This window comes from Stenotrophomonas sp. STEN018 (assembly GCF_056760235.1).
Genome location: NZ_JBRREK010000059.1, coordinates 1 through 24456 on the forward strand (window position 1 = coordinate 1; position 24456 = coordinate 24456).

The following is a 24456-nucleotide window of genomic DNA, read 5'->3' on the forward strand; positions in this document are numbered from 1 at the left end:
CCCGCCCCCCGCGACCCCGCCCCCCGCCCCGCCCGCGCCGCCCGGGGGGCCGCCCCCCCCCCCCCGCCCCCCCCCCCCCCCCCCCCCCCCCCCCCCCACTACCGCTTTGCGCTCCTGCTCCCTCCCTTTGGCCGAAGGCCAAGGGGAGGGGTGGGGAGGGTTTGGCTTTCAGGGCCCCCATTACCTCCAGCTTCGCGGCTTACGCCGCTCCTACAAGCGGGAGCAAGGCATCATCCAACTCGCCCGCACGCACCGACGCAGGCCGCTGCAGATGGACGGTGTAGTAATCCGTGAATACCTGCTTGGCCTCAAGCTGGCCCATGCTGACGAAGTAGCTCAGGAACGACGCCATATACAGATCGGCGACGGTGAAGCCATCGCCCACCAGATAGCGCTTGCCGGTTACCGCCGTTTCCAAGGTGCGGATCAAATCCTCGGCGGAGCCGTAACCGGCCTCCATCGGCGGCGCCAGCGTGCCATGACGAAGATCGGTGACGAAGGCCTCCAGCGGCCCGGCCGCGAACAACACCCAGCGATAGCATTCGCCACGCTCGGCGCTGCCAACCGGTGGCAACAGTGCCTTGTCCGGCGCCAAGTCAGCCAGATGCAGACAGATGGCGGCGTTCTCGGTGATTGCCGTATTCCCCTGCCGCAAGGCTGGCACCTTGCCCATGGGATTGATCGCCAGGTACTGCGCCGACTTCATGCTGGTGCCGTACTCCAGCATCACCGCGTCATAGCGCAGGCCGGTTTCTTCCAGCATCCAACGGGTGATGCGGCCACGCGAATGTGGATGGCTGTAGAAGGTAAGCGTGTCGGTCATGTCAGGCACCTGCGTTGTAAGGAGCCGACAGTGTGCGCAGGGGCTGCTGACAGCTGCTGTCAGCAGTGAATTTTCAATTGCCGGCCATGCACTGCGCACGCCAGCGCTTCAACAGCTGATGCCGCTGCGCCGGATAGCGTTGCGCGGTGTCTTCCAACGCCAACAAGCGGTCGGCGCGGAAGTGACGGAAGTCGCCACGCATCTCACACCACGCCGCCAACATGCGCACGTCGGCCATGAAGGCCATGGCAAACGGCCAGATCATGCGCTCACTGACCTTGCCCTCAACGTCGCGGTACTGGATGCGCACCGCATTGCCATCACGGATGGCGCGTCGCAGCGCCGGCAACCACGGCTCCGGAGGCACGGCACGCCAGTGCGGTGCAAACAGGCCACTGGTTTCCACTTGCAGCCGCAGCGCTTCGGGCAGCACGCCGGTAACCCGCTCCAACGCGGTGCCGGCCGCCGCCGCCAGTTCCGGGTCGCCATGCGAGGCAACCCAACGTGCGCCGAGCATCAAGGCTTCCAGTTCCTCGGCGGAGAACATCATCGGTGGTAGCAGAAAACCCGGCCGCAACTGAAAACCGATGCCGGGGTCACCGACTATCTCGGCGCCCTGCCCGCGCAGCGCATCGATATCCCGGTACAGGGTGCGCAGGCTCACCTCCAGCCGCTGCGCCAATTCAGCGCCGCGCACTGGCGCGCGGCGGCGCCGCAGTTCATCCAGCAGGTGCAGCAATCGGGTGGCGCGTTGGCTCATGAGCAGATTCGAAGCAGGCAGCTGCCCAGCATAACGGCTGGCAGTGGCCGGATTGGCCGCACGGCATCAACAGAGCGCATTTATCCCGGCAAGCTGAGTAATAGATAAGCCCTATCAGAGCGAACGATTCATTTGATTACTTATTTAACGCTTCCGTGGTTACAGTCGGTAGCAGAAGAACCCCAACGCCAGCAGGAGCCAGCCATGAGCAATGACACCAAGCCGACCTGTCCGTACCACAGCGCCCCCTCCCCCGAGCAGGCCGCGCAGTCGCAGCGTGACACCAGCACCACACCCCAGCAGAAGCATGGCGACGCGCCAGTGACGCCGTTGACCACCGCCTTCGGCGCGCCGGTGGTGGACAACCAGAACAGCAAGACCGCCGGCCCGCGCGGCCCGCTGTTGATGGAAGATGTGTGGCTGCTGGAGAAACTGGCCAACCTCAACCGAGAAATCATTCCCGAGCGCCGCATGCACGCCAAGGGTTCGGGCGCATTCGGCACCTTCACCGTCACCCATGACATCAGCAAGTACACCCGCGCCAAGATGTTCTCGGCGGTGGGCAAGCAGACCGAGATGTTCGCCCGTTTCACCACCGTGGCCGGTGAGCGCGGCGCAGCCGATGCTGAGCGCGACATCCGCGGCTTCGCACTGAAGTTCTACACCGAGGAAGGCAACTGGGATCTGGTTGGCAACAACACGCCGGTGTTCTTCCTGCGCGACCCGCGCAAGTTCGGCGACCTCAACAAGGCGGTCAAGCGCGACCCGCATACCAATCTGCGCAGCGCACGCAACAACTGGGATTTCTGGACCCTGCTGCCGGAAGCGCTGATGCAGGTGACCGTGGTGATGAGCGACCGCGGCATTCCGCGCAGCTTCCGCCATATGAATGGTTTCGGCTCGCACACGTATAGCTTCACCAATGAAGGCGGCGAGCGCTTCTGGGTGAAATTCCATTTTGTTACCCAGCAAGGCGTACAGGCACTGACCGATGCGCAGGCCGAAGTACTGGTCGGCAAGGACCGCGAAAGCCATGGCCGCGACCTGTTCCAGGCCATCGAGCGCAATGAATTCCCGAAGTGGAAGCTGTTCGTGCAGGTCATGCCGGAGCTGGAAGCGGAAACCTACCGCATCCATCCGTTCGACCTGACCAAGGTGTGGCCGAAGAGCGATTACCCGCTGATCGAAGTGGGCGAATTCGAGCTCAACCGCAACCCGGTCAACTGGTACCAGGACGTGGAGCAATCGGCGTTCGCACCGAGCAATCTGGTACCGGGCATCGGCCCCTCGCCCGACAAGATGCTGCAGGCACGCCTGTTCGCCTACACCGATGCGCAGCGTTACCGGCTGGGCGTCAACCATCACCAGATTCCGGTCAATGCCGCCCGCTGCCCGGTCTTCAGCAACCACCGCGATGGCGCCATGCGCGTGGACGGCAACTACGCCGGCCTGCCGCATTACGAGCCCAACAGCTACGGCCAATGGCAGGAGCAGCCGCAGTACCGCGAGCCAGCACTGAAGATCCGTGGCGATGCCGACTTCTGGAACTTCCGCGAAGACGACAATGACTACTTCAGCCAGCCCGGTGCCTTGTTCCGCAGCTACAACCCCGAGCAGCGCCAGCGTCTGTTCGAGAACACCGCACGGGCCTTGGGCGATGCGCCGGACTTCATCAAACAGCGGCACATCGACAACTGCAACAAGGCTGATCCGGCCTACGGGGCCGGCATCGCCGCTGCCCTGCAGGCACTGGCAGCGGCAGCCGCCCCGGCCGATCCATTCGCACCGCCGCCGCACCCGGGCAGCGATTTCCCAACCGCCACACCAGGCGCCGAGGACATCGAGCTGTAAGCCCGACCCGTTGATCCAAGGATGATCCAGCACCGCCCGCCTTGCGCGGGCGTTGCTGTTTCCGCCCACAAACCAACACGTCATTGGCCTCTTCACTTACGCCCCCTTGCGGGGGTTACCATGCCGCTCGGCAACCCACCCATTCAAGGAATCCCGATGAGCCTGACCGACGACCTACTTTCCCAGCTACAGGGCGCACCGTTGCAGCAGGTTTCGCAGCAGCTTGGCATCGACAGCCAGCAGGCCTCGGGCGCGATCAGCGCCGCGCTGCCGCTGCTGATGGGCGCATTGGGCACCAACGCCGCAAAGCCGCAGGGAGCGGAGGCCCTGTTCGGCGCCCTGCAGAACAACCACAGCGGCCTGGACATCGGCAGCGTGCTGGGCGCGGTGATGGGCGGCGGTAACAGCCCGGCGGCCAACGGCGCTGGCATCCTTGGGCACATCTTTGGCGGCAGTCAGGACCGCGCTGAAACCGGTCTGGCCCAGGCCACCGGTCTGAGCCCGAGCAGCTCCAGCCAGCTGCTGAAGATCCTCGCCCCGATCGTGATGGCCTATATCGCCCAGCGCATGAGCAGCGGTGGCCAGGCCGACCCCAATGGCCTGGCGCAGATCCTGGGCCAGGAGAAGCAGCAGGTAACCCAGGCTGGCGGTATCGGCGGCGGCCTGTTGGGCAGCGTGCTGGACCAGGACGGCGACGGCCAGTTCGGCGTCAGCGACCTGATCAAGCTGGGCAGTGGCTTACTGGGTAGCGGCAAGCGCTGAGCTGGTAGAGCTTGATTGAAAACGCCACCGCAAGGTGGCGTTTTTGTTTGCGTAGTGCCGAGCCATGCTCGGCAGAGGCTTCACTAGTAACGCCCCTGTAGTGCCGAGCCATGCTCGGCAGAGGCTTCACTAGTAGAGCCCAATGCCGAGCATGGCTCGGCACTACAGTGAATCGCTTGCCTCGCGTGCCGATCAGAGCGCATCGAGGTCACCCAAGGCCCGGATCAAACGCCGGGCGCGCTTGTCGGGCCGGTGTTCCGGGGCCTGGTAGCCGGTGCGTTCGGCGGCGCGACGCAGCTGCAGCTCGTGACGCGCCTGCTTCGAGGCCGCAGACTCTTCGTACATCGCCTGCGCTACCGGTGCCGAACCGCGTTTGTCACTCAGCCCGCGTACCGCGATCTCGAATATCTCATCGCCACGTTGCACCCGCAGCGCGTCACCCACGCGAATGGCGCGGGACGACTTGGGGCGCTGCCCTTGCACATCCACCTTGCCGGTATCCACCGCCTGTTTGGCCAGGCTGCGGGTTTTGAAGAAACGTGCGGCCCACAGCCACACATCAAGACGAATGCTTGCTACCACTACGACGTCACCACTCATCGCGTTGCCATGACTCCTGTGTAAGCCACCAACCGTTGATACCTGACTCCGGCACCCTCACCCGCAAGATGCTAGTGTGCCAGCCCACATCCGGACAGCGTTGCCCATGTCGAAAACCAAGCAAACCCGCTCGCTGACCGAAGGCCCGATCGGCACCAGCCTGCTGATGTTCGCGCTACCCATTCTGGCTGGCAACATCGCACAGTCGCTGAACGGGTCGGTCAATGCCATCTGGGTGGGCAAGTTCCTCGGCGAGGCGGCGCTGACCGCCACCGCCAACGCCAACAACATCATGTTCTTCCTGATCGGCTCGGTGTTCGGCATCGGCATGGCCGCCACCATCCTGATCGGCCAGTCCATCGGCGCCAAGGACCTGGCGCAGGCGCGGCGGGTGATGGGCACCAGCGCCACCTTCTTCATCAGCCTGTCTGCGGTCATCGCGGTGCTGGGGTGGTTCCTGTCACACCGCTTGCTGGTGGCGATGGGTACGCCGGCTGAATCGCTGCCGATGGCCGACGCCTACTTGAAGGTGATCTTCCTGGCGATGCCCTTGTTGTACGCGTTTGCCTTCATCACCGCCGCGCTGCGCGGTGCCGGCGATGCGCGCACGCCGTTCCGCTTCCTGCTGCTGGCAGTGCTGCTGGATATCGCCTTCAACCCGCTGCTGATCTTTGGCGTCGGCCCATTTCCGGAACTTGGCATTGCTGGTGCAGCCTGGGCCACGTTTTTTTCGCAGGCCTTGGCGCTGGCCAGCCTGATGCTTTATCTACGCAACAAGCGGCATATGTTGTGGCTCGGGCGCAAGGACATCGGCCTACTGAAGATCGACACCGTCATTCTCAAGGCACTGGTGGTCAAGGGTGTGCCGATGGGCCTGCAGATGATCCTGATCTCGCTGGCGATGATCATGATGATCAGCATGGTCAATGGCTATGGCGTGGAAACCGCCTCGGCCTATGGCGCTGCGATGCAGCTGTGGACCTACGTGCAGATGCCGGCAATGGCGATTGGTGCTGCCTGCTCGACGATGGCCGCGCAGAATGTGGGCGCCGGCCTTTGGCCACGGGTGGAGGCCACTGCTCGTACCGGTGTGCTGTTCAACTTCCTGCTGACCGGTGCCTTGATCGCGCCGATCATCCTGTTTGATCGCAGCACCTTGGCGTTGTTCCTGCCAGCTGCCAGCGAGGCGCTGGAGATCGGCCGCCATCTGAATCACATCGCGGTGTGGTCGTTCCTGTTCTTCGGTGTCAACTTCGTGCTGTCTGGCGTGGTCCGTTCCACCGGCGCGGTGCTGCCACCGCTGTTGATCCTGGCAATCGGCATGTGGGGCATCCGCGTGCCGTTCGCACTGTGGCTGCAGCCGCGCTTTGGCGCCGATGCGATCTGGTGGAGCTTCCCGATCAGCGCGCTGTGCTCGATGCTGATGATCATGGCCTATTACCGCTGGGGCAACTGGCGCAGCGCCAGCATCCTCGACAAGCCAGCGCAGGCCACCCCGGCGGAAGTGCCGGCGACGCCGCCGTCGCCGGTGGCGGATCCTGACGTGGAATTGGAACGCTAGACAGCGTTGTAGGAGCGGCGTCAGCCGCGAAGCTGGCAGTGCTGGAAAGGCGAAGAGCTCAACCCCTCCCGGCCCTCCCCTACGCCTCCGGCGCAAGGGAGGGGGCTGAAACCGGCGCGCCCGACCTGTAGTGCCGAGCCATGCTCGGCAGGGGCATTACCGGTGAAGCCTCAGCCGAGCATGGCTCGGCACTAGATGTGGAGCCTTTGCCGAGCATGGCTCGGCACTACAGTTACGGCTGATCAATAACTGCCGTCGAAGGCAAAGATCGGCTTGCGCTGCTGCCACAGGCCCTTGGTGAAGTCCGGGAACTCCAGGGTCTGGAAGCTGTTGGCAATCGACTGCTCGGACAACGGGGTGATCGCACTCCAGGTCACGGCATCGTAGATGTCGATCGGCATCGGAGCCTTGGCCTTCAGTGCCTCGACAAACGCATGGATCACGAACCAGTCCATGCCGCCGTGACCAGCACTGGCGGCGGTATCGGCATGCTGCTTCCACAGCGGATGCTCGTACTGGTCCTGGTAGGTCTTGAACTCTTCCCACTGGTGCGGCGGACTGCGGCCTTCGATATGGATCCCGTGGTTGACGTCCATCCACAGGCCCTTGGTGCCCTGCACGCGGAAGCCCATCGAATACGGGCGCGGCAGGGAGGTGTCGTGCTGCAGCAGGATGGTCTCGCCGTTCTCGCAGGCCAGCGTGGTGGTGACGATGTCGCCGAGCTTGAACTTGACCTTGGTGCTGGGATGGGTGGTGCCACCGCTTTTGGCCACGGTGTAGTCATGCAGACCGCGCGCCTTGCTCGCGAAGGCATTGATATGGGTGAAGCGATTGCCGCGGTTGATGCCGGTATACATCGCACACGGGCCGATGCCGTGGCTGGGATACAACTCGCCATTGCGCTGCACCGAATGCTCGGTGCGCCAGCGTGCTTCCGACCACCCCTTGGCGCCGAACTCCACGCCGCTGTCGTAGGGCTGCGACGGGTCGCCCGAGTTGAACTTCACCCCGCGCAGGTCGTGCTGGTAACCACCCTGCAGGTGCACCAGTTCGCCGAACAGGCCTTGGCGCACCATCTGCAGCGCGGCCATCACGTCGCGGCGATAGCAGACGTTCTCCAGCAGCATGTACGGCGTACCGGTGCTGAGCTGGGTATTAAGTACATCCCAATGGTCCTGCAGGGTAATACCGGCGACCACTTCGCAGCCCACAGCGACCTTGGCCTGCATCGCGGCAATCGCCATCGGTGCATGCAGTTCCCACGGGGTGGCGATAATCACGCCGTCCAGGCCACGCTGCTCCAGCAGGCGCTTCCAGGCATTCTGGTCACGGTCAGCGCCATAGGCCTGCGGTGCCGGCTTGCCGGCCTTGGCCACCATGTCCATGGCGCGGCCGAGCATGATCGGCTCGATGTCGCACACGGCAACCACTTCCACGTCGTCGCGGCGCACCAGTTCCTTCAGCAATACCAGACCGCGCATGCCGGTGCCGATCACGCCCAGACGCACTTTGCGGCCACGTGCCCAGGCCGGCGTTTCCGGCAGCAGGCTGGTGGCGGCCAGGGCCGCGCTGGCCATGATGAATTCCCTACGCTTCATTGTGTTTCCTCTTTCATGGGTCGTGCCGGTGATGGCAGGTCTGCCACGACCGTGCTGACGGTGTCACTGTCTTCCCCCTCATGCAATGCATGAGGGGGAAGCGCTGCTGCGGTGGATCAGAACTTGTAGGTGGCGGTCACGCTGTAGATGCGACCAAAGTTGTTGGCATAGCCGGAGAAGTTCATCCAGTCGTTCGGATCGTAGAACGGCAGGCGGTTGAACAGGTTCTTGACGGTCACACCGACGCTCAGCTTCTCGATCGGACGCCAGTTCACGCTCAGGTTTGCCGTCCACCACGCCGGTGCCCCACCGCAATGGCCGGGGGCCAGGTCGAGGAAGCTGCCGGTGCAGGTCTGCGCATTGTTGTCCTGCGCGTCGATGCGGTCGTAGGCCCACTTGGTGCCGCCGACATAGTTGACGTAGAAACCGGTATCCCACTTGCCATACGTCCAGTTGGTATTGAACGTGGCGCGCACCTTCGGGTTGTTGTAATAGCCAACCAGGTTGCCGTAGTACCAGCCGTCACCGTTGTCGGAGTTGTACATGTTGCGGTTGGCGATGGTAGCTGCCACACCGATGTTCAGGCGGCCCCATTGACCCAGGTCGAAGCGGCTGCGCAGATCCACGTCGAAGCCGTCGATCAGGGTGCGGCCACGGTTGCTGTACTGGCCGATCACGCTCGCCACGTTGCCGATGCTATAGCCCGGCAGCGTACCCGGACAGGTGACGCCGCTGGCCGGGTCGCTGCACATCGCAGCCAGTGCAGCGAGGTTGGATTTGTCGGACTCGGTGATCGGGAAGCGGGTCATCGAGTCGATGTCCTCTTCCTTGCTGTAATCCGGTGCGACGATTTCATCACGGCGGTACACGAACCAGTAATCGGCCGACACCGACAACCAATCGGTCGGCTCCAGCACGAAGCCCAGCGTGGCGATCTTCGCCTTCTCCGGCTTCAGGTCCTGGTTGGGCTGGGTCATGCGCGCCACGTTGCGGGCGCAATCGCTGTTCCACAGGCTATTGCCCAGGTCCTTGTCGACAACACGGTTGGACTGCCGCAGCAAGCCGGCAATCGCATTGGTTTCGGCGCAACGGACCTCATCACGGTAACCACCGATCTGCGCATACACGCCGCCGCTGCCGGCCTCGGCCAGGCTGGGTGCACGGAAGCCTTCCGAATAGGTACCACGCAGCATCAACTGCGGCAGCGCCTGGTACTTCAGGCCGATCTTCGGCGCGGCATTGGCGCTGAAGCCCGGGTACTTGTCCAGGCGCAGTGCCAGGTCCATTTCCAACTTGTCGGTGAGCGGTGCCACCGCTTCGGCGAACAGCGCGTAGGTGTTGCGCTTGCCGTCGAACCACGAGCCGCCCTGCTGGGTGATCAGGCCGTTTGCTGCATCCGGGTTGCCCGGCGTGTAGAAGGTCTCGCGGGTGGCATTGAAGCCGAATGCCGCGCGCACTTCACCGGCCGGCATGTTGAACAGCGGGCCTTCGATCTTGCCGTCCAGGGTGTGCAGGCGGGTCCACGACTCGATGTCGAAGGTCGGGAAGGCTTCGCGGATCAGCGCCGCATTGGCTTCACTGATCTGGCCGAACTTATAGGCCGGGTGGTCGGAGATGATGACGCGGCCGGTACCCGGATCGATGGTGTACGGACCGAAGGCTTTCTCGAAGCCCTTCAGGTTGACGTTGGTGGTCTGGTAGGTGACCGAGTGCGAACCTGCGGTGGCGAAAGCGGTTTCCCAGTTCCAGTCGCCGGCAGCACCACGCAGGCCCGCCACCACACGGTAGCTGTCGTCGGTATTGCGCTGGCCGAAGTGGCCACCGCCGACGTCCTGCAGCAGGTAACCCAAACCGATCACGCCGCCATTCATCGCCTTCAACTCCGGGCTGGCGTGGTTGTATTCGTTGTTCGGGCCCAACCATGGGGTCAGGAACTGGTTGACCGTATTGCCGGTGTTGCGCGAGAACCAGCTCTGCGGATTGCCGGTGGTGGTGCCATAAGCACGCGGCGTACCGCCATTGGCGTGCAGGTCGATGTCGGTATAGGTGACTTCGGCGAATGCCTCGGTGCTGTCATTGAGCTGGTAATGACCATTGACGTAGGCAGTGACACGCTTGGAATCCGCGCCGCCGTTGATCTGCCGGTTCATCCAGGTCTGCCAGATGCAACGGGTGCCACTGCTGACCTGCAGCACGTTGTTGCAGCCCGGTGCGGCCTCGTCCTTGCGCACGCCGGTGACCGGATCGATGGCGTAGTAATAGCCTGGGTTGAACACGCCCGGCGCGCTGCCGGTATCCAGCCGCAGATTCTTGATGTAGTCCGGCGTGTTGACGTAGAACTGGCCCGGGTGCTTGAGGTACCACTCACTGTCCGGAATGCCGTCGCGCTCATACAGATTGACGCTGGCATAGACGTTGTAGCCGTCCTCGGCCATGTCGCCGAAACCGCCGGTGACGCTGGCCTGTTTTTCGCCGAAGGAATCAAAGCGCGAGGCGGTGTCCCAGGTGCCGCTGACTTCCAGGCCCTGGTAGCTGCTCTTGGTGATGACGTTGATGACGCCGGCCACCGCATCGGTGCCGTACACAGCCGATGCGCCATCGGTCAGCACTTCCATGCGCTCGATGACGGCCGCAGGAATGGCATCGATGTTGACGAACTGGGTCTGGAAGCCCGCCGGCGCACCGTAGTACGACAGGCGCCGACCATTCAACAGCACCAGCGTGCCCTGTGCGCCGAGGCCACGCAGGTTGGCCTGCGAAGCACCGTCGGAACCGCTGAACAGCGACTTGGAATCGACCTGACCCGGTCGTGCTGCCGGCAGGTTGTCGAGCACCTGCAACAGCGTGCGCGCGCCCATGTTTTCGATGTCCTGCTTGCTGATCACCTGCACCGGCGATGCGGTTTCCACATCGGTACGACGGATGTTGGAACCAGTGACCTCGATGCGGGACAGCTCGGTGGTCTTGTCCTTTTCCTTTTCAGCCTTGTCCTGCGCGAACGCGGGGGCGGCGATGGCGAACAACACGCTGGCGACAGCCAACGATAACGGGGCTTGCAAACAGCGTTTGGCACTGCGATTGGCTGGCAACATCGGGGTTCTCTCCTGGCAAGGGCACGCAAAAAAACAGCAGTTGGCGGGCAAAGCGATCCCATGCCACGGTTCTTGGACCGTAGCCGGGGTAATCCGGTGGAAGGAGCGGTGTTACGGGTGGGTCATGGGGCGAGGATGTCGGCGGAATCGCCCTCCTCGCCTATCAGTACGGCATTGGCCCAGTTGGCGCAGACCTGGGACGGTTGGCTCCCCTGCGCGCCCAAGGTGCGCAGACTCAACTTGGACAGACCGCGGATGTCGAGCTCGGGCTTGACCACGCCCGGCGCTTTCACAAAGCCGCTGTCATAGAGCAGGCGGTCATCGCCCCATACCTGGAACTGCAGACCACCGGCCTGACGGCATTGGTCATCCACGCCCAGATCGGCGCGCAGTGTTTTCCATTGGCCCTTCAAGCTCATTTCGATGCGGCTTTGGGCGCCGACGCCGAGGCCACGGCGGAACTGCAGGCCGTTCATGCGCATTGGCACCGCAGCGGCGAACGAGCGGTCTGCATGCACCTGGGCGGCCAATACGGCCGGCATCGGCAGCTGGGAGAGGTATAGCTGTCGCGCCGGCCGCTCAGCCGTTTGCTGCTCGAGGATATGGAAGGTGGACAGCGCAATCGGACCGACATCGCGCGGCTGCAGCGCATCCACCGCACGTGCGGTGCTGCCCTGTGCTGCGGTCACCATCGGATCAGCGCCACTTGCGCCATCGCCATCCGGGTTCTGCACGCTGAGCACGCGGAAGCGCAGCAGGCGGCCTGCGTGGGCAGGGAAGTCGATGCGCTGCAGCTCCTGCTTCAGCTGCAGGTGACCCGTAGCAATCGGCTTGCCCCACTCGCCATTGCTGTCGGCCATGTAGATTTCGTAATCACGCACCTGACCGTGCTTCCAGTGCTGGTCGTTGCGCGGTGCCAGCTCGATACCGTCGATCAGCTTGCGCTCGCCAAAGCCCACCACCCACTCATGGGCGCCGGTGCGGATGGCTTGGTTGCGCACGCTGCGGAACCAAGTTGCCGGATCGTCGTCGAAGGCATTTTCCAGCGGATGGCCGGGCTCTTCGGCCGGACGGTTGACCACCAGCAGGCTGTCGGAAGGCAGCGCGCGACCCAATTCCGGTGCGTTCGGGAAGACGTCATCGGCCAGCGCGGCGGCAACCGGGAAATCCAGCTGCAGCTTCAGTGGCGCGCGGATATCCTGGCTGGCAGTGCGCACATGCAGCGTGCCCTTGCGTTCCTTGCCATCGAAGTACCAGCCTTCGCTGGCCGCCTGAAGCGCAGCGGCATCAGCCAGCTTGGGCAGCGCGCGGCCATCCAACTGCACGACTGTCGGGGCAGTGCGATTCAACACGCGCAGACCGTAACGACGCTGTGCCAGCTGACCTTGATATTCACCTTGCACCGGCGCGATCTCCACCTGCACCGGGCCACTGCCCTGCGCCGGTGCCTGTACGCGGATCTGCTGCGTGCTCGACTCGCCCTTCTGGTAGCGGCGGGTGCTGCCATCGTCTTCGTACAGTGTGTAGCTGGATGCGCCCTGCGGGTACAGATCGAAGGTCACTTCATCCAGCGGCTTTTCGCCGTCGAACAACATCTCCGGATACATCGGCAGGATCGCACCGGCGCGCACGAATACCGGCAGCGTCGCCAGTTCAACCGGACGGTCGAGTTGCTTGCCGGCAGCACCGGCCTGCAGATGGCGGCCATCCCAATAGTCGTACCAGCCGCCCGCAGGCAGATGGATATCGCGGCGCCAGCCACGGCTTGCAGCCTGGCTGCGATAAACCGGCGCAACCAGCAGATCGCGGCCGAGTAGGAACTGGTACTTATAGGTTTCGTCCTGCGCGTGCGGGTCCTGCGGGTTGTCCCACATCAGCCCGCGCACCGGCGGTGCACCGCTTTGTGCGGCGTCATGCACCAGCCCGTACATGTACGGGGTCAGACGCATTTTCAGCTTGAGGTAGTCGCGGTTGATCGAGCGGTAGGGTTCGTCGAACCACCACGGATGCTTGCGCGCGTTGGACGACCAGCCGGACATACCCATCAGCACCGGCGTGAAGGTCTTCCACTGCAGATCGCGGGTGAAGGTTTCGGCGCTGCCGCCGAAAATCGCATCGACGTCGCCGCTGGCATAGGCCATACCCGACAGGCCCGAACCCACCAGGGTCGGCACGTGCCAGCGGATGTAATCCCAGCTGCTGCTCTGGTCACCGGTCCACGCCACCGCGTAGCGCTGGATGCCAGCCCAACCCATCACCGTCCACAGGAACGGACGCGAGTCGGAATTGTTGAGGATGCCGTCGAATGCCTGGCGATTCGCATCCATCGCGAACTGATAGCCCTGACCGGTCCAGGCCACGTCCAGCTTCTGCACGCGGCTGCCGGCCTTGCCGACTTCCCAGGCAATCTTGTCGACGCCGTTCTCGGTCCACAGACCGGTCTTGAAGCCGTATTTGGCCAAGCCTTGCGCGGTTTCCGGCAGCTGCTTGTAGCCGCAGCCGTAGCCGTCGTTGGGCAGGATCCAGCCGCCCGGCATATCGTTTTCGCGGTACTTGGCAGCGACGCTGTTGACCACATCGATGGTCGTACCAGTCGGGCCATCGCTCCAGCCTTCAGGCACGCTGCCCGGCTTCTTGACGTTGTCACCATCGTTGTAGCAATCGGCATCGCCGTAGGACAGCGCCCAGCGCGCAACCATGTTCGGCCGGCCGGTCAACTGCGTATAGCGTTCCAGCAGGCGCTGAAGATCGTTGCCGACGAAGTAATAGGCATCGAAGCGATCTTCGCGATGCAGCAACGTTGCTTGATCGGGCTGACGCAGGTCGTAGCTGCCGTCGCTCCAGGTATTGCGCAACATGCCCCAGCCACGCGAGCTGAGCAGCATCGGCGCCGGGCTCGGGCGGTCGCCCTCTTCCCAGCCACCGGAATAGGAAACTTCAAGTTCGCGGCCCTTGAACTGGAAACGGCCGTTCTGCTGGCCGCCACCGTAGAAGGCTTCATCGGCCTGCGAGGACAACACCTGCACGCTCTGCTCGGCACCCAGATCCAATGGCTGCTGCTCCTGCCATAGCGACACCGGCTTGCCGCCGTCCAGACGCTCCAGCCGCAGCTGCAAGGGCTGCCGCTGCACATGCAGGACCAGCGCCGGGGTACGCACGCGGATTTCCTGCGCGTCTTCTTCCAACTGCGCCTGCACCTGCTGCACGGGCTGCGGCAACACGATGGGCGCGGCCTTGTCGCCTGCGCCGGTCAGCTTGCCGTTGCGACCGGCCTGTACATGCACGATGTCGTTGGCCAACACCTCGATGCGCAGGGTGCTGCCGTTATCGCTGCGTACGTCCCAGGCACGCACACCGTCGCGGCCATCACTGGCGGTGACGGAGCGCAGATTGCCGATGGGTTCGGCCTGTGCGGTCACTGCCGGCAACAACAAGGCCGAAAGCAGCGCCAGCAACAGCGGCGATTGACGAACGCAGTGTTCCACCTTGCCTCCAACCCGTTCAACGGGCGTTTCGAAACCGAGTGCGCCGACTCTAGGGCAGGAAATCGAAAGATGTCAACAAAATGAAAGCAAAAGGTAAGTAAGATTTCTTGCAATCGAAAGATGGTGCGGAGCAGCAACTTTCACATCATCAAGCTGAGCGTATTCATTGCTGCGAAAGGGTTTCCCGGGAAACCTTTCGCTTCGGACGATTCTCAAGAGAACAAAGTCGAATTGAATTATTTCTTTCGTTTTACTTTCGGTATTTGACATTTCGAAAGAAAAGAAAGATGGTGCGCTGGCCAATCAGGAATCACACATGGATGCCACCCTGCTTCACGATCTGACCGCCTGGCAGCGCCTGGGCGGAGCCGATACCGCTACCGAAATCGCCCAGCAGCCCGCGCTGTGGGAAACCCTTGCCACCGATCTGCAACAGGCCAGCACGCGCCTGCAGGCTTTCCTCGGCCAACGCCTGTCCGATCCGCGGCAACGGGTGATCTTCACCGGCGCCGGCAGCTCGGGCTTCATCGCCGAGATGGTGGCCGACACCATCAACGCGCAGTGGCCGGCCGAAGTGCGCGCCGTGCACACCACCAGCCTCCTCACCCACCCTGCGCTATACCTGCATCGCGACCGCCCGACCCTGCTGGTGTCGTTCGGCCGCAGCGGTTCCAGCCCGGAAAGCGTGGCTGCCGTCGACCGCGTCCGCGCCGATGTCGACGATGCCCGCTTCCTCGACATCACCTGCAATGCCGAAGGCGAACTGGCCCGCCGTGGCGCCGGCCGCGACGACACCTGCACGCTGCTGATGCCGGCCGCCAGCTGCGACCGCGCCTTCGCCATGACCAGCAGCCTGAGCTGCATGCTGCTGACCGCACTGACCGTGTTCGACAGTGCGCCGTGGGCCGAGCGTGTACAGCGCCTGCAGCAGGTTGCCGCACTCGCGCGCCAGGGCTTGAGCAACTGGGATGCGTCGGTTGCCGCACTCGCTGCGCAGCCGTACAACCGCGTTATCTATCTGGGCAGTGGCCCGCTCGAAGCGCTGGCCCGCGAAGCCGCGCTGAAGGTGTTGGAACTCACTGCCGGCCGCGTGCTGGCACTGGCCAATACGCCGCTGGGTTTCCGCCACGGCCCCAAGTCCACGCTCAATGATGAAACGCTGGTGGTGGTACTGCGCAGCGCCGAGCCGCTGGCACGACGCTACGAACAGGACCTGCTGGAAGAACTGCGCGGTGATGGCGTTGCCGGCAAGGTACTGTCGATCGGCCCGCATTCGGATCTGGGCATCCACGACGACTACACCTTGTCCGTGCCTGCCCTGCCGGACAGCTGGTTGGCGCCGGTGTGGCTGCCGTTTGCCCAGCTGTACGCCCTGCAGCGCTCAGCTGCACTCGGACTGACTCCCGACAATCCGTTCCCGGACGGCACCGTCAACCGCGTGGTCAAGGGCGTCACCATCCACCATGGCTGATACCCGCGCCCCGGCCTGTTACGGCATCGACATCGGCGGTACCAAGATTGAACTGGTGGCCTGCGATGCCGCCCTGCAGGTCGCGTGGCGTAAACGCATTGCCACCCCGCAGGGCGACTACAGCAGCTTCCTGCAGGCCGTGGAAACGCTGGTTGCAGAAGCAGACGCGGAGCTCGGGCAACATGCCGAAGCCATCGGCATTGCCCTGCCCGGCGTGCGCGAACGCCGCAGTGGCCGCCAGCTCAGTGCCAACGTACCGGCACTGACTGGCCAATGCGTCAGCGCTGATCTGCAGGCGCGCCTGCAACGGCCGCTGCATTTCGGCAACGACCTGCAGTGTTTTGCATTGTCCGAAGCACACGGCGGTGCTGCCGACGGCTACGCCAGCATGTTTGGCGCCATCCTCGGCACTGGCGCCGGCGGCGGTTACTGCCTGCACGGCAAGCTGGTCAGCGGCTTCAACGGCCTGGCCGGCGAATGGGGCCACTGGAGCGTGCCAGCCGATCTGCTGCAGCGGCATGGTTTGCCGCTGCTGGATTGTGGCTGCGGCCTGCGTGGCTGCGTGGAGCGCTATGTCTCTGGCAGTGGCGTGGCGATGATCGAACAGCATCTTGGCGGCAAGGCTGCCAACGCCAGCGAGGTCATCGCCCACGCCGAAACGGGCGACATCCGCGCCATGCAGGCGCTGGATATCCATCGCGATCTGCTCGGCCATAGTTTCGCTGCCTTGATCCTTGCACTGGATCCGCACGTCATCGTGCTCGGCGGCGGCCTGTCGCAATACGCGCCGCTGTACCAGCAGCTGCCTGCGGCCATCGCCGCACATCTGTTCAAGGGCGTCGAAGTACCTCCAATCGTGCCACCGCGTTTCGGCGATGCCGGCGGTGCCCGTGGTGCCGCCCTGCTCGCCTGCCAACCCGCTTACCTGATTCCCGGAGCTTGACCATGTCACCGCTGCAATCCCTGCTTGCCTCTCATCGCCAAGGCCACAACGTCGGCCTGTACAGCGTCTGCTGCAGCAACGAACAGGTGTTGCGCGCTGCAATGCATGTGGCCGCGCAGCACGGCACCGTGCTGCTGATCGAAGCCACCTCCAACCAGGTTGACCAGTTCGGCGGTTACACCGGCATGACCCCGCCGCAATACCGCGCCTATGTGGAAGCACTCGCCGATGAGGAAGGCTTCCCGCGCGGGCAGCTGATCCTGGGCGGCGATCATCTCGGTCCCAATGCCTGGCAAAAGCAGCCGGCCGCAGAAGCGATGGCTAACGCCCGCGTGCTGATCGAGGCCTATGTCGCCGCCGGCTTCCACAAGATCCATCTGGACTGCAGCATGTCCTGCGCCGATGATCCGACGCCCCTGGCCGACGCCACCGTCGCCGCACGCTCGGCCGAACTTGCGGTCATCGCCGAAGCGACCGCCAAGGCCAATGGCCTGCCGCCGCCGGTCTACGTGATCGGTACTGAAGTGCCGATCCCCGGTGGCGAAGCCTCGCTGGCAGGCGGTCTGGCTGTCACCACGCCGGCCGCTGCCGCGCAGACCCTGGCCATCCACCAGCAGGCATTCGACACGCCGGAACTGAGCGATGCGTGGCAGCGCGTCATTGCAATGGTGGTGCAGCCGGGCGTGGACTTCGACCACAGCAGCGTGCACGAATACGATGCCGCCGCTGCCAGTGAGCTGGCGGACTTCCTCGAACAGCAGCCGCGCATCGTGTTTGAAGCGCACTCCACTGACTACCAGCGCGAGTCCGGCCTGCATGCGCTGGTGCGCGATCACTTCGCCATCCTCAAGGTCGGCCCAGCCGCGACCTTCGCCTACCGCGAAGCCTTGTTCGCACTCGCCGCGATCGAAGCCGAGCTGCTGCCCTCCGAGCGGTGCTCCAGGCTGCCGCAGGTGCTGGAACAGGTGATGCTGGCCAAGCCGAAAAACTGGCAGGCGTATTACCACGGCGACGAAGCCACGCTGCGCCTGCTGCGTTCCTATGCCTTCAGCGACCGCTGCCGCTACTACTGGGGCGAGCCGGAGCTGCTGCAGGCCGTGCAGACGCTGTTTGCCAACTTGGAACAGCACACCCCGCCGCTGGTACTGCTCAGCCAATACCTGCCGGGCCAGTATGTGGCCGTACGCGAAGGCCAACTGGCCGCCACCCCAGCCGCCTTGGTGCAGCATCGCGTCGGCCAGTGCCTGGGCGAATACGCACGTGCATGCAGCGCCAACCAAGCGGGTACTCGCAAGCAAAGCGAAAGTTCGCGCGCCGCAAACCTTGCGAACGGTTAATCTCCGCTTTCAAACGCACAAGAGAGCTGACCATGCGCAATACCCGTCCCCGCCGACAGCAGATCCTGCAACGCCTGATCGACCAAGGCTCGGTGCAGGTCGCCGAACTGGTTGATCAGTTCGGCGTGTCGGCGGTGACCATCCGTACCGACCTGGGCCATTTCGAGGCCCAGGGCCTGGCCACGCGCACCCACGGCGGCGCAACGCTGGTACGGATGCCGCCGCAGGAACAGGACATCCATGAGAAAGATGCGCTGAACCTGTCGCTGAAGGAATCCATCGGCATGCGCGCCGCGCAGCTGGTGCAACCCGGCGACAACATCATCATCGACTCCGGCTCCACCACCATGACCCTGGCCCGCCATCTGCGCGATCACCGCGATGTCACGGTGATGACCAATGGTTTGAACATCGCCTGGGAGCTGGCCAACGCACCGGCGGTCAACGTGCTGCTGACCGGCGGCCTGCTGCGCAAGCAGTCGCTGTCGCTGCAGGGCAGCCAGGCCGAAGCCAGCCTCACCTCCTACAGCTTCGACACCTTGTTCCTCGGCGTGGATGGTCTTGACCTGCAGTTCGGCCTGACCACCCATGACGAAGCCGAAGCCCGCCTCAATCACCGCATGGTCGAGCGCGCACGCCGCATCGTGGTACTGACCGACGCCTCCAAATTTGGCCGGGTCAGCCTGCACCGCATCGCCCGCCTCGACCAGATCCACGCCATCATCACCGACCCCGGCATGGACGAGGCAACCCGCGAAGGGCTGCAACGTCAGGGCATCGAAGTAATCACCGCCGAGCCACCGCTATGACCGATACCCAAAGCCTGTACGGCCGCATCCTCACCCCGCTGGGCTGGCGCCGCGGCCACGTCCATTTCGATCAGCAGCTGCGCACGTTGGAAGTAGAAGACCATGCGGGTGATGGCGGCGACCTGCCTATCATCCTGCCCGGTTTCATCGACCTGCATGTGCATGGCGCGGCTGGCGTGGATTTGATGCAGGGCGGTGATGTTGCCCGTCGCATCGCCCGCACCCATGCCCGCTACGGCACCACCACCCTGCTCGGCACGACGATGACCGCCGAGTACGCCGAGATCGAGAACGCCCTGCGTGGCGTTGCGCAGGTGATGGAGACGCCGGATGCAGACGCCGCACAGATCATCGGCGTGCATCTGGAAGGCCCCTTCATCAGCCCGCAGCGCTTGGGCGCGCAGCCGCCGCGCACGCTGGAAGCGACGTTGGAGTCGGTGCAACACCTGCATGCATTGGCGCCGATCAAGGTGCTGACCATTGCGCCGGAAATCGGCCAGCACACGGCTTTGATTCCGGCGCTGGCAGCAATGGGCATCCGCGTGCAGATCGGCCATAGCGCCGGCACGTACGACGATGCGGTAGCCGCATTGCAGGCAGGCGCGGTTGGCTTCACCCATCTGTTCAACGGCATGACCGGCGTTGATCATTACCAGCCCGGTATCGCTGCTGCCGCATTGGCGCATGCCGAATACGCCGAGCTGATTCCCGACCTGCAGCATGTGCATCGCGGCGCGATCCGCATGGCCGTGCGCGCGATCCCGCGCCTGTATGCCGTCACCGATGCCACCGCCGCCACCGGCATGCCCGATGGCGAATACGCGCTGGGCGAACAACGCGTGCACAAGTGCATGGGCTGCGTGCGGCTCTCCACCGGCTCGCTGGCCGGCAGCGCACTGACCATGGATCAAGCACTGCGCAATCTGGTCGATGTCGGCTTGGAACTGGCCGACGCCTCGCAACGTGTTTCAAGCATCCAAGCTGACTATCTGGGCCTGGAAGATCGCGGCCGCATCGCCCCGGGCCTGCGCGCGGACATGGTGGTGCTGGACCCGCAATTGAAGTTGCAACAGGTATGGGTCGGCGGCCAGCCAATCGACCCAAGCTGACCCGCTCCATGTAGTGCCGAGCCATGCTCGGCAAACCGCGCGAAAGCGCGGCGCGATCCGGCAGCGCATACACCGGAACGAAGTGCAGCCGAGCATGGCTCGGCACTACAAAACCAGCCCCAGGAACGCGCCGATGACCGACACCACTTTTGCCGTGCCCGCCACCGACGCCGCGCCGCGTTGGCCCGTGCGCTATCTCCTTTTCATCGCCGGCCTCGGTGGCCTGTTGTACGGCATCGACATCGGCATCATTGCCGGCGCCCTGCCCTATCTGGAAGCCACCGCCAGCCATGCCTGGCAGCTGAGCAGCCAACAGATGGGCTTCGTGGTCGCGGCGGTATTGCTGGGCAGTGTGTTGTCATCGCTGTTCGCCGGCATGATCGCCGACCTGATCGGCCGACGCGGCGCGATGATGCTCGCCGGCGTGCTGTTCACCGCCAGCATCCCGATCATGGCGCTGGCCTCCGGCTACACGCCGCTGCTGCTGGGTCGCCTGCTGCAAGGCATCAGCGGCGGTCTGATCGGCGTGGTGGTGCCTTTGTATCTGGCCGAAGTACTGGGACCGGAACGACGCGGCCGCGGCGCAGCGATGTTCCAGCTGCTACTGACGGTTGGCCTGGTGCTGGCCGCCTTGATCGGTCTGTATCAGGCGCACTCGGTGGATGCCGCGGCCGAGTCGGTGCGCAACATGCCACTGGTGCAGCAGGCACAGCATCTGTTCGCAGTGAAGGATCAGGCTTGGCGCACGATTTTCTGGACCTGCCTGCTGCCGGGCGTGGTGTTCTGCATCGGCCTGTTCTGGCTCAACGAATCACCGCGCTGGCTGGTACGCCGTGGCCGCATCGATGCCGCGCGTCGCGGCCTGCAGGCAACGCTGCCGGCATCGCAGGTGGAAGCCACGCTGGCACAGATCCAGAATCCGGTGACGGCCAAGGCCGATGGCGAGCGCGACCGGCTGTTCAGCCGCCGCTACATGGTGCCGTTCGTGCTGGCCTGCCTGGTGCTGGCCTTCACCCAGGCCACCGGCATCAACTCGATCCTCGCTTACGCGGTCAATATCCTCAATCAAGCCGGTCTGCCGGGCGCAGCTGCGAACGGTGCGGATGTGGCGATCAAGCTGCTCAACGTCATCATGACCTTGGTCGCCTTGTTCCTGGTCGATCGCAAAGGGCGCAAGTTCCTGTTGATGATCGGCAGTGGCGGCATCTGTCTTGCCCTGTTGGCTGCAGCAATGCTGTTCTTCAAAGCCGAACAGGGCCGCGCCGATGTGCAGCAGGTGTTGCAGCATGCGGTGCAGGCCGATGGCCTGCAGTTGCAGCTGGATGCGGCGCAATGGCATCAGCTGGCCGGTACCCGCAATCGCGATGGACAGCCCTCGCAGCTGACGGTGTCATGGAGCTATGGCGGCTTCAGCGATGTACGCTCGCTGCGCAGCGACAATCCCAGTGATCAGCAGTTGCTGATCGAACGCTCCGGTACGGTGCGCGCCGACAGTGTGATCGGGCGTTTCTTCCGCAGCCTGCATCTGAATCCGTTCCCGGACCCGAGCGCGGCCGCCAATGCTCCCCTGCGCATCGAGCAAGCCTGGGTCGGCGCAGTGCCGCCGGCTTCGCATGGCTGGGCGGTAGCGGCCTGCATCCTGGTGTTCGTGGCGTTCTTCGCGGTGGGCCCAGGTGTTTGTGTTTGGTTGGCGTTGTCGGAGTTGATGCCTAACCGGATTCGGTCGAACGGCATGAGCATCGCGTTGCTGATCAACCAGTTCGTATCGACCACGATCGCGGCGGTGTTCCTGCCGACGGTTGGTCATTACGGCTACGCCAGCATGTTCCTGTTCTGGGCGGCGTGTACGTTCGCCTTCTTCCTGATTGCCGCGTTCTGGCTGCCGGAGACCAAGGGTAAGACCTTGGAGCAGATCGAGGCGCATTTCCGCTGAGCGGCGGCAGAGCTACAAGCCAAAGCAAGGATCAAAAGCCCCCTCATCCGCCCTCCGGGCACCTTCTCCCGCAGGCGGGAGAAGGGAAGGCTGGCATTGCTGGGGCCTGCTGCATTGCCTGCGCTCTGCGCGGCCAACCATCCGATAACAGAAAAGCCTAGCAGTCCCTTCTCCCGCCAGCGGGAGAAGGTGCCCGGAGGGCGGATGAGGGGGCTTCTACGCTTTTGAGCTTTTGAGCTTTTGAGCTTTTGAGCCTCAAAGCCTTCCCAGCTTCCAGCCCTCACTCCACCCAACCCCACAAACGCAAACGGCCACCCGAAGGTGGCCGTTGCTGCAAACAGGCAGAGCCTGTTGGCGGGACTATCAGCCGGCAGCCTTGGCAGCCAGGCGAGCAGCCTTGGCCTGCTGGGCAGCAGCCAGATCTTCCTTGATGCGGGCAGCCTTGCCTTCCAGACCACGCAGGTAGTACAGCTTACCGGCGCGAACCTTACCGCGACGCTTCACTTCGACCGAGTCGATGATGGCGCTGTGGGTCTGGAACACGCGCTCGACGCCGTAGCCGTGCGAGATCTTGCGCACGGTGAAGGCGGAGTTCAGGCCGGCATTCTTGGTGCCGATCACGACGCCTTCGTATGCCTGGACGCGCTCACGGTTGCCTTCCTTGACCTTCACGTTCACCACGACGGTGTCGCCCTGGCTGAACTTCGGCAGTTCGCGGGTGATCTGGGCGGATTCGAATTCCGCGACGATGGACTTGTTCAGCTTGCTCATTGGGTTACACCGATTTGTTCGGGGTGGGCGTGTCGGATCGACAGCTTAGGCTCATACAGTCGCCGAATTGCGCTGCACGTTATTGTTTTGGCTCCTCGTCAGGCCATTCAGCCGACGGGAACTCGTAATTCTAACTTACTGATCGCCCTCGGCGCCAGTAGCTTGCTTGAACGAATCTGCAAGCGCCTGCCGAGCTTCGGCCAGCAGCTTGCGATCGGCCTTGTTCAGGCCGGCCTCGTCCAGCAGATCCGGGCGTCGCAGCGCGGTACGCAGCAGCGATTGCTGGCGGCGCCAGGCGGCAATGGCGGCGTGGTTGCCGGAGCGCAGCACGTCCGGCACATCGCCCAGCGGGTGGCTGGCCGGATGGCTGAAGTGCGGGCAATCGAGCAGACCATCGCCCTCAAAACTGTCCTGCACCGCTGATTCGGCGTCGTTCAAGGCACCGTCCTGCAGACGGGTAACCGCATCGATGATCACCGCCGCACCCAGCTCGCCGCCGGACAGCACGTAATCACCGATGGAGATCTCCTCGTCCACCTCGCCCGCCAGAAAGCGCTCGTCCACGCCTTCATAACGGCCACAGAGCAGGATCATCCGCGGCAAGGCCGCCAGCTCGCGCACCTTGGCCTGATCCAGCGGCCGGCCCTGCGGACTGAGGTAAATCACTGGTGCGGGCGTCGGATCAGCGGCACGCGCAGCAGCCAAGGCCGCACGCAAAGGCTCGATCAGCATCACCATGCCCGGGCCGCCACCGAATGGACGGTCGTCCACCCGCCGGTAATTGCCCTCGGCATAGTCACGCGGGTTCCAACCATGCAGTTCCAGCAGGCCCCGCTCCTGCGCACGACCGACCACGCCCAGCGCGGCCGATTGGGCAAGAAATTCGGGAAACAAGCTGATGACGTCTACACGCACAGGCTTTAGAACTCCGGATCCCAGTCGACCACGATCAGGTTGGCCTCGAAATCCACGGATTTGACGAAGTCACCCATCACGAACGGGATCATCCGCTCACGGTCGCCGCGCGTTACCAGTACGTCGTTGGAGCCGGTACTGAACAGGTGCGAGGCAATACCCAGCTTGACGCCTTCGACAGTCTGCACGTCCAGGCCTTCCAGATCGACCCAGTAGTACTCATCCGCGCTCGGCGGCGGCAAGGCGCTGCGGGCGATGTAGATCTCGGTACCGATCATGGACTCGGCCACGTCGCGGTCGGTCACGCCCGGGAAGGTCGCCACCAGGGTCTTGCCCGAGTCACGGCCACGCACACCGGTCAGCTCGGACTCCTGCCCCGCAGGGGTACGCAGAATCCAAGGCTGGTATTTGAAAATGGCGGAACGTGGCTCGGTCCAGGACTCAAGCTTGATTTCGCCGCGCACACCAAAAACGCCGGCAATCCTGCCCAGCAGGATCCGGCGCTCGATATCTTTCTTCATATAGCAGTCGGGGGGGGGGGGGGGGGGGGGCGCCCCCGGCCAGCCCCGCCGCCCCCGCCCGGGGGGGCGGGGGGGGATGGGGGAAGGAGGAATAGAGGGGGAAGAAGAGCAAGAG

At 64.0% G+C, this 24456-nt stretch carries 18 protein-coding genes; 9 read left to right on the forward strand and 9 right to left on the reverse strand.

The genetic code is table 11. From position 1 onward, the window contains the following. Positions 1–199: 199 nt before the first annotated feature. Both ACVOMB_RS17830 and ACVOMB_RS17835 read right to left on the reverse strand, forming a co-directional pair. Positions 200–823 (reverse strand): glutathione S-transferase family protein, encoded by a 624-nt coding sequence (locus ACVOMB_RS17830; protein ID WP_481532401.1) that lies wholly within the window; start codon positions 821–823, stop codon positions 200–202. A gap of 73 nt (positions 824–896) precedes the next feature. After that, positions 897–1583: a helix-turn-helix transcriptional regulator gene (locus ACVOMB_RS17835; RefSeq protein WP_481532402.1), complete on the reverse strand. Its 687-nt coding sequence runs from the start codon at positions 1581–1583 to the stop codon at positions 897–899. Between the two features lie 204 nt (positions 1584–1787). Between ACVOMB_RS17835 and ACVOMB_RS17840 the strand changes: the two genes are divergently transcribed. Beyond that, the gene (locus ACVOMB_RS17840; RefSeq protein WP_481532403.1) at positions 1788–3434 is read left to right on the forward strand and encodes a catalase; all 1647 of its coding nucleotides are present in this window, start codon (positions 1788–1790) and stop codon (positions 3432–3434) included. Between the two features lie 156 nt (positions 3435–3590). Then, positions 3591–4196: a DUF937 domain-containing protein gene (locus tag ACVOMB_RS17845; protein ID WP_481532404.1), complete on the forward strand. Its 606-nt coding sequence runs from the start codon at positions 3591–3593 to the stop codon at positions 4194–4196. Between the two features lie 192 nt (positions 4197–4388). Here the strand turns inward: ACVOMB_RS17845 and ACVOMB_RS17850 are convergent, their stop codons facing one another. Next, positions 4389–4796, reverse strand: a complete 408-nt coding sequence (locus tag ACVOMB_RS17850; protein WP_481532405.1) for an RNA-binding S4 domain-containing protein — start codon at positions 4794–4796, stop codon at positions 4389–4391. Positions 4797–4902: 106 nt separating this feature from the next. Here ACVOMB_RS17850 and ACVOMB_RS17855 point away from each other — a divergent pair, with 106 nt between their 5' ends. Beyond that, positions 4903–6357: an MATE family efflux transporter gene (locus ACVOMB_RS17855; protein ID WP_481532406.1), complete on the forward strand. Its 1455-nt coding sequence runs from the start codon at positions 4903–4905 to the stop codon at positions 6355–6357. A gap of 242 nt (positions 6358–6599) precedes the next feature. Here ACVOMB_RS17855 and ACVOMB_RS17860 read toward each other — a convergent pair whose 3' ends face one another. From ACVOMB_RS17860 to ACVOMB_RS17870, 3 genes are all read right to left on the reverse strand, one after another. Continuing rightward, positions 6600–7955: a Gfo/Idh/MocA family protein gene (locus ACVOMB_RS17860; protein ID WP_481532407.1), complete on the reverse strand. Its 1356-nt coding sequence runs from the start codon at positions 7953–7955 to the stop codon at positions 6600–6602. 116 nt (positions 7956–8071) lie between these two features. Further along, positions 8072–11047 (reverse strand): TonB-dependent receptor plug domain-containing protein, encoded by a 2976-nt coding sequence (locus ACVOMB_RS17865; protein WP_481532408.1) that lies wholly within the window; start codon positions 11045–11047, stop codon positions 8072–8074. A gap of 122 nt (positions 11048–11169) precedes the next feature. Beyond that, the gene (locus tag ACVOMB_RS17870) at positions 11170–14532 is read right to left on the reverse strand and encodes a TIM-barrel domain-containing protein (RefSeq protein WP_481532409.1); all 3363 of its coding nucleotides are present in this window, start codon (positions 14530–14532) and stop codon (positions 11170–11172) included. A gap of 316 nt (positions 14533–14848) precedes the next feature. Here ACVOMB_RS17870 and ACVOMB_RS17875 point away from each other — a divergent pair, with 316 nt between their 5' ends. From ACVOMB_RS17875 to ACVOMB_RS17900, 6 genes are all read left to right on the forward strand, one after another. Beyond that, the gene (locus ACVOMB_RS17875) at positions 14849–16003 is read left to right on the forward strand and encodes an SIS domain-containing protein (RefSeq protein ID WP_481532410.1); all 1155 of its coding nucleotides are present in this window, start codon (positions 14849–14851) and stop codon (positions 16001–16003) included. Beyond that, entirely contained in the window at positions 15996–16946 is a 951-nt protein-coding gene (locus tag ACVOMB_RS17880; protein WP_481532411.1) for an ROK family protein, read from the forward strand. Before ACVOMB_RS17875 ends, ACVOMB_RS17880 begins: the two co-directional genes overlap by 8 nt. 2 nt (positions 16947–16948) lie before the next feature. After that, positions 16949–18283 (forward strand): D-tagatose-bisphosphate aldolase, class II, non-catalytic subunit, encoded by a 1335-nt coding sequence (locus ACVOMB_RS17885; protein ID WP_481532412.1) that lies wholly within the window; start codon positions 16949–16951, stop codon positions 18281–18283. Between the two features lie 26 nt (positions 18284–18309). Further along, positions 18310–19092 carry a DeoR family transcriptional regulator gene (locus tag ACVOMB_RS17890; protein WP_481532417.1) on the forward strand — a complete coding sequence of 261 codons (783 nt, stop codon included), beginning with the start codon at positions 18310–18312 and terminating at the stop codon, positions 19090–19092. Then, a complete protein-coding gene (nagA, locus tag ACVOMB_RS17895) occupies positions 19089–20201 on the forward strand; it encodes an N-acetylglucosamine-6-phosphate deacetylase (RefSeq protein ID WP_481532413.1) in 1113 nt (370 codons plus the stop codon). Before ACVOMB_RS17890 ends, nagA begins: the two co-directional genes overlap by 4 nt. 133 nt (positions 20202–20334) lie before the next feature. Continuing rightward, entirely contained in the window at positions 20335–22134 is a 1800-nt protein-coding gene (locus ACVOMB_RS17900; protein ID WP_481532414.1) for an MFS transporter, read from the forward strand. Between the two features lie 363 nt (positions 22135–22497). Here ACVOMB_RS17900 and rplS read toward each other — a convergent pair whose 3' ends face one another. The 3 genes from rplS to rimM all read right to left on the reverse strand — a co-directional run bounded on the left by rplS (position 22498) and on the right by rimM (position 24341). After that, entirely contained in the window at positions 22498–22905 is a 408-nt protein-coding gene (gene rplS, locus ACVOMB_RS17905; RefSeq protein WP_481513194.1) for a 50S ribosomal protein L19, read from the reverse strand. 135 nt (positions 22906–23040) lie between these two features. Beyond that, positions 23041–23820: a tRNA (guanosine(37)-N1)-methyltransferase TrmD gene (gene trmD, locus ACVOMB_RS17910; protein WP_481532415.1), complete on the reverse strand. Its 780-nt coding sequence runs from the start codon at positions 23818–23820 to the stop codon at positions 23041–23043. Positions 23821–23825: 5 nt separating this feature from the next. Continuing rightward, positions 23826–24341, reverse strand: coding sequence for a ribosome maturation factor RimM (gene rimM / locus ACVOMB_RS17915; RefSeq protein ID WP_481532416.1), 516 nt, complete (start codon positions 24339–24341; stop codon positions 23826–23828). Positions 24342–24456 lie beyond the last annotated feature (115 nt).

What these genes read in the sequence shown, in the direction of transcription:
- ACVOMB_RS17830 (WP_481532401.1), bottom strand. Translation starts at nt 823, where the DNA reads ATGACCGACACGCTTACCTTCTACAGCCATCCACATTCGCGTGGCCGC.
- ACVOMB_RS17835 (WP_481532402.1), bottom strand. Translation starts at nt 1,583, where the DNA reads ATGAGCCAACGCGCCACCCGATTGCTGCACCTGCTGGATGAACTGCGG.
- ACVOMB_RS17855 (WP_481532406.1), top strand. Translation starts at nt 4,903, where the DNA reads ATGTCGAAAACCAAGCAAACCCGCTCGCTGACCGAAGGCCCGATCGGC.
- ACVOMB_RS17900 (WP_481532414.1), top strand. Translation starts at nt 20,335, where the DNA reads ATGACCGACACCACTTTTGCCGTGCCCGCCACCGACGCCGCGCCGCGT.
- rplS (WP_481513194.1), bottom strand. Translation starts at nt 22,905, where the DNA reads ATGAGCAAGCTGAACAAGTCCATCGTCGCGGAATTCGAATCCGCCCAG.
- ACVOMB_RS17880 (WP_481532411.1), top strand. Translation starts at nt 15,996, where the DNA reads ATGGCTGATACCCGCGCCCCGGCCTGTTACGGCATCGACATCGGCGGT.
- ACVOMB_RS17845 (WP_481532404.1), top strand. Translation starts at nt 3,591, where the DNA reads ATGAGCCTGACCGACGACCTACTTTCCCAGCTACAGGGCGCACCGTTG.
- ACVOMB_RS17865 (WP_481532408.1), bottom strand. Translation starts at nt 11,047, where the DNA reads ATGTTGCCAGCCAATCGCAGTGCCAAACGCTGTTTGCAAGCCCCGTTA.
- rimM (WP_481532416.1), bottom strand. Translation starts at nt 24,341, where the DNA reads ATGAAGAAAGATATCGAGCGCCGGATCCTGCTGGGCAGGATTGCCGGC.
- ACVOMB_RS17840 (WP_481532403.1), top strand. Translation starts at nt 1,788, where the DNA reads ATGAGCAATGACACCAAGCCGACCTGTCCGTACCACAGCGCCCCCTCC.
- nagA (WP_481532413.1), top strand. Translation starts at nt 19,089, where the DNA reads ATGACCGATACCCAAAGCCTGTACGGCCGCATCCTCACCCCGCTGGGC.
- ACVOMB_RS17860 (WP_481532407.1), bottom strand. Translation starts at nt 7,955, where the DNA reads ATGAAGCGTAGGGAATTCATCATGGCCAGCGCGGCCCTGGCCGCCACC.
- ACVOMB_RS17850 (WP_481532405.1), bottom strand. Translation starts at nt 4,796, where the DNA reads ATGAGTGGTGACGTCGTAGTGGTAGCAAGCATTCGTCTTGATGTGTGG.
- ACVOMB_RS17885 (WP_481532412.1), top strand. Translation starts at nt 16,949, where the DNA reads ATGTCACCGCTGCAATCCCTGCTTGCCTCTCATCGCCAAGGCCACAAC.
- ACVOMB_RS17875 (WP_481532410.1), top strand. Translation starts at nt 14,849, where the DNA reads ATGGATGCCACCCTGCTTCACGATCTGACCGCCTGGCAGCGCCTGGGC.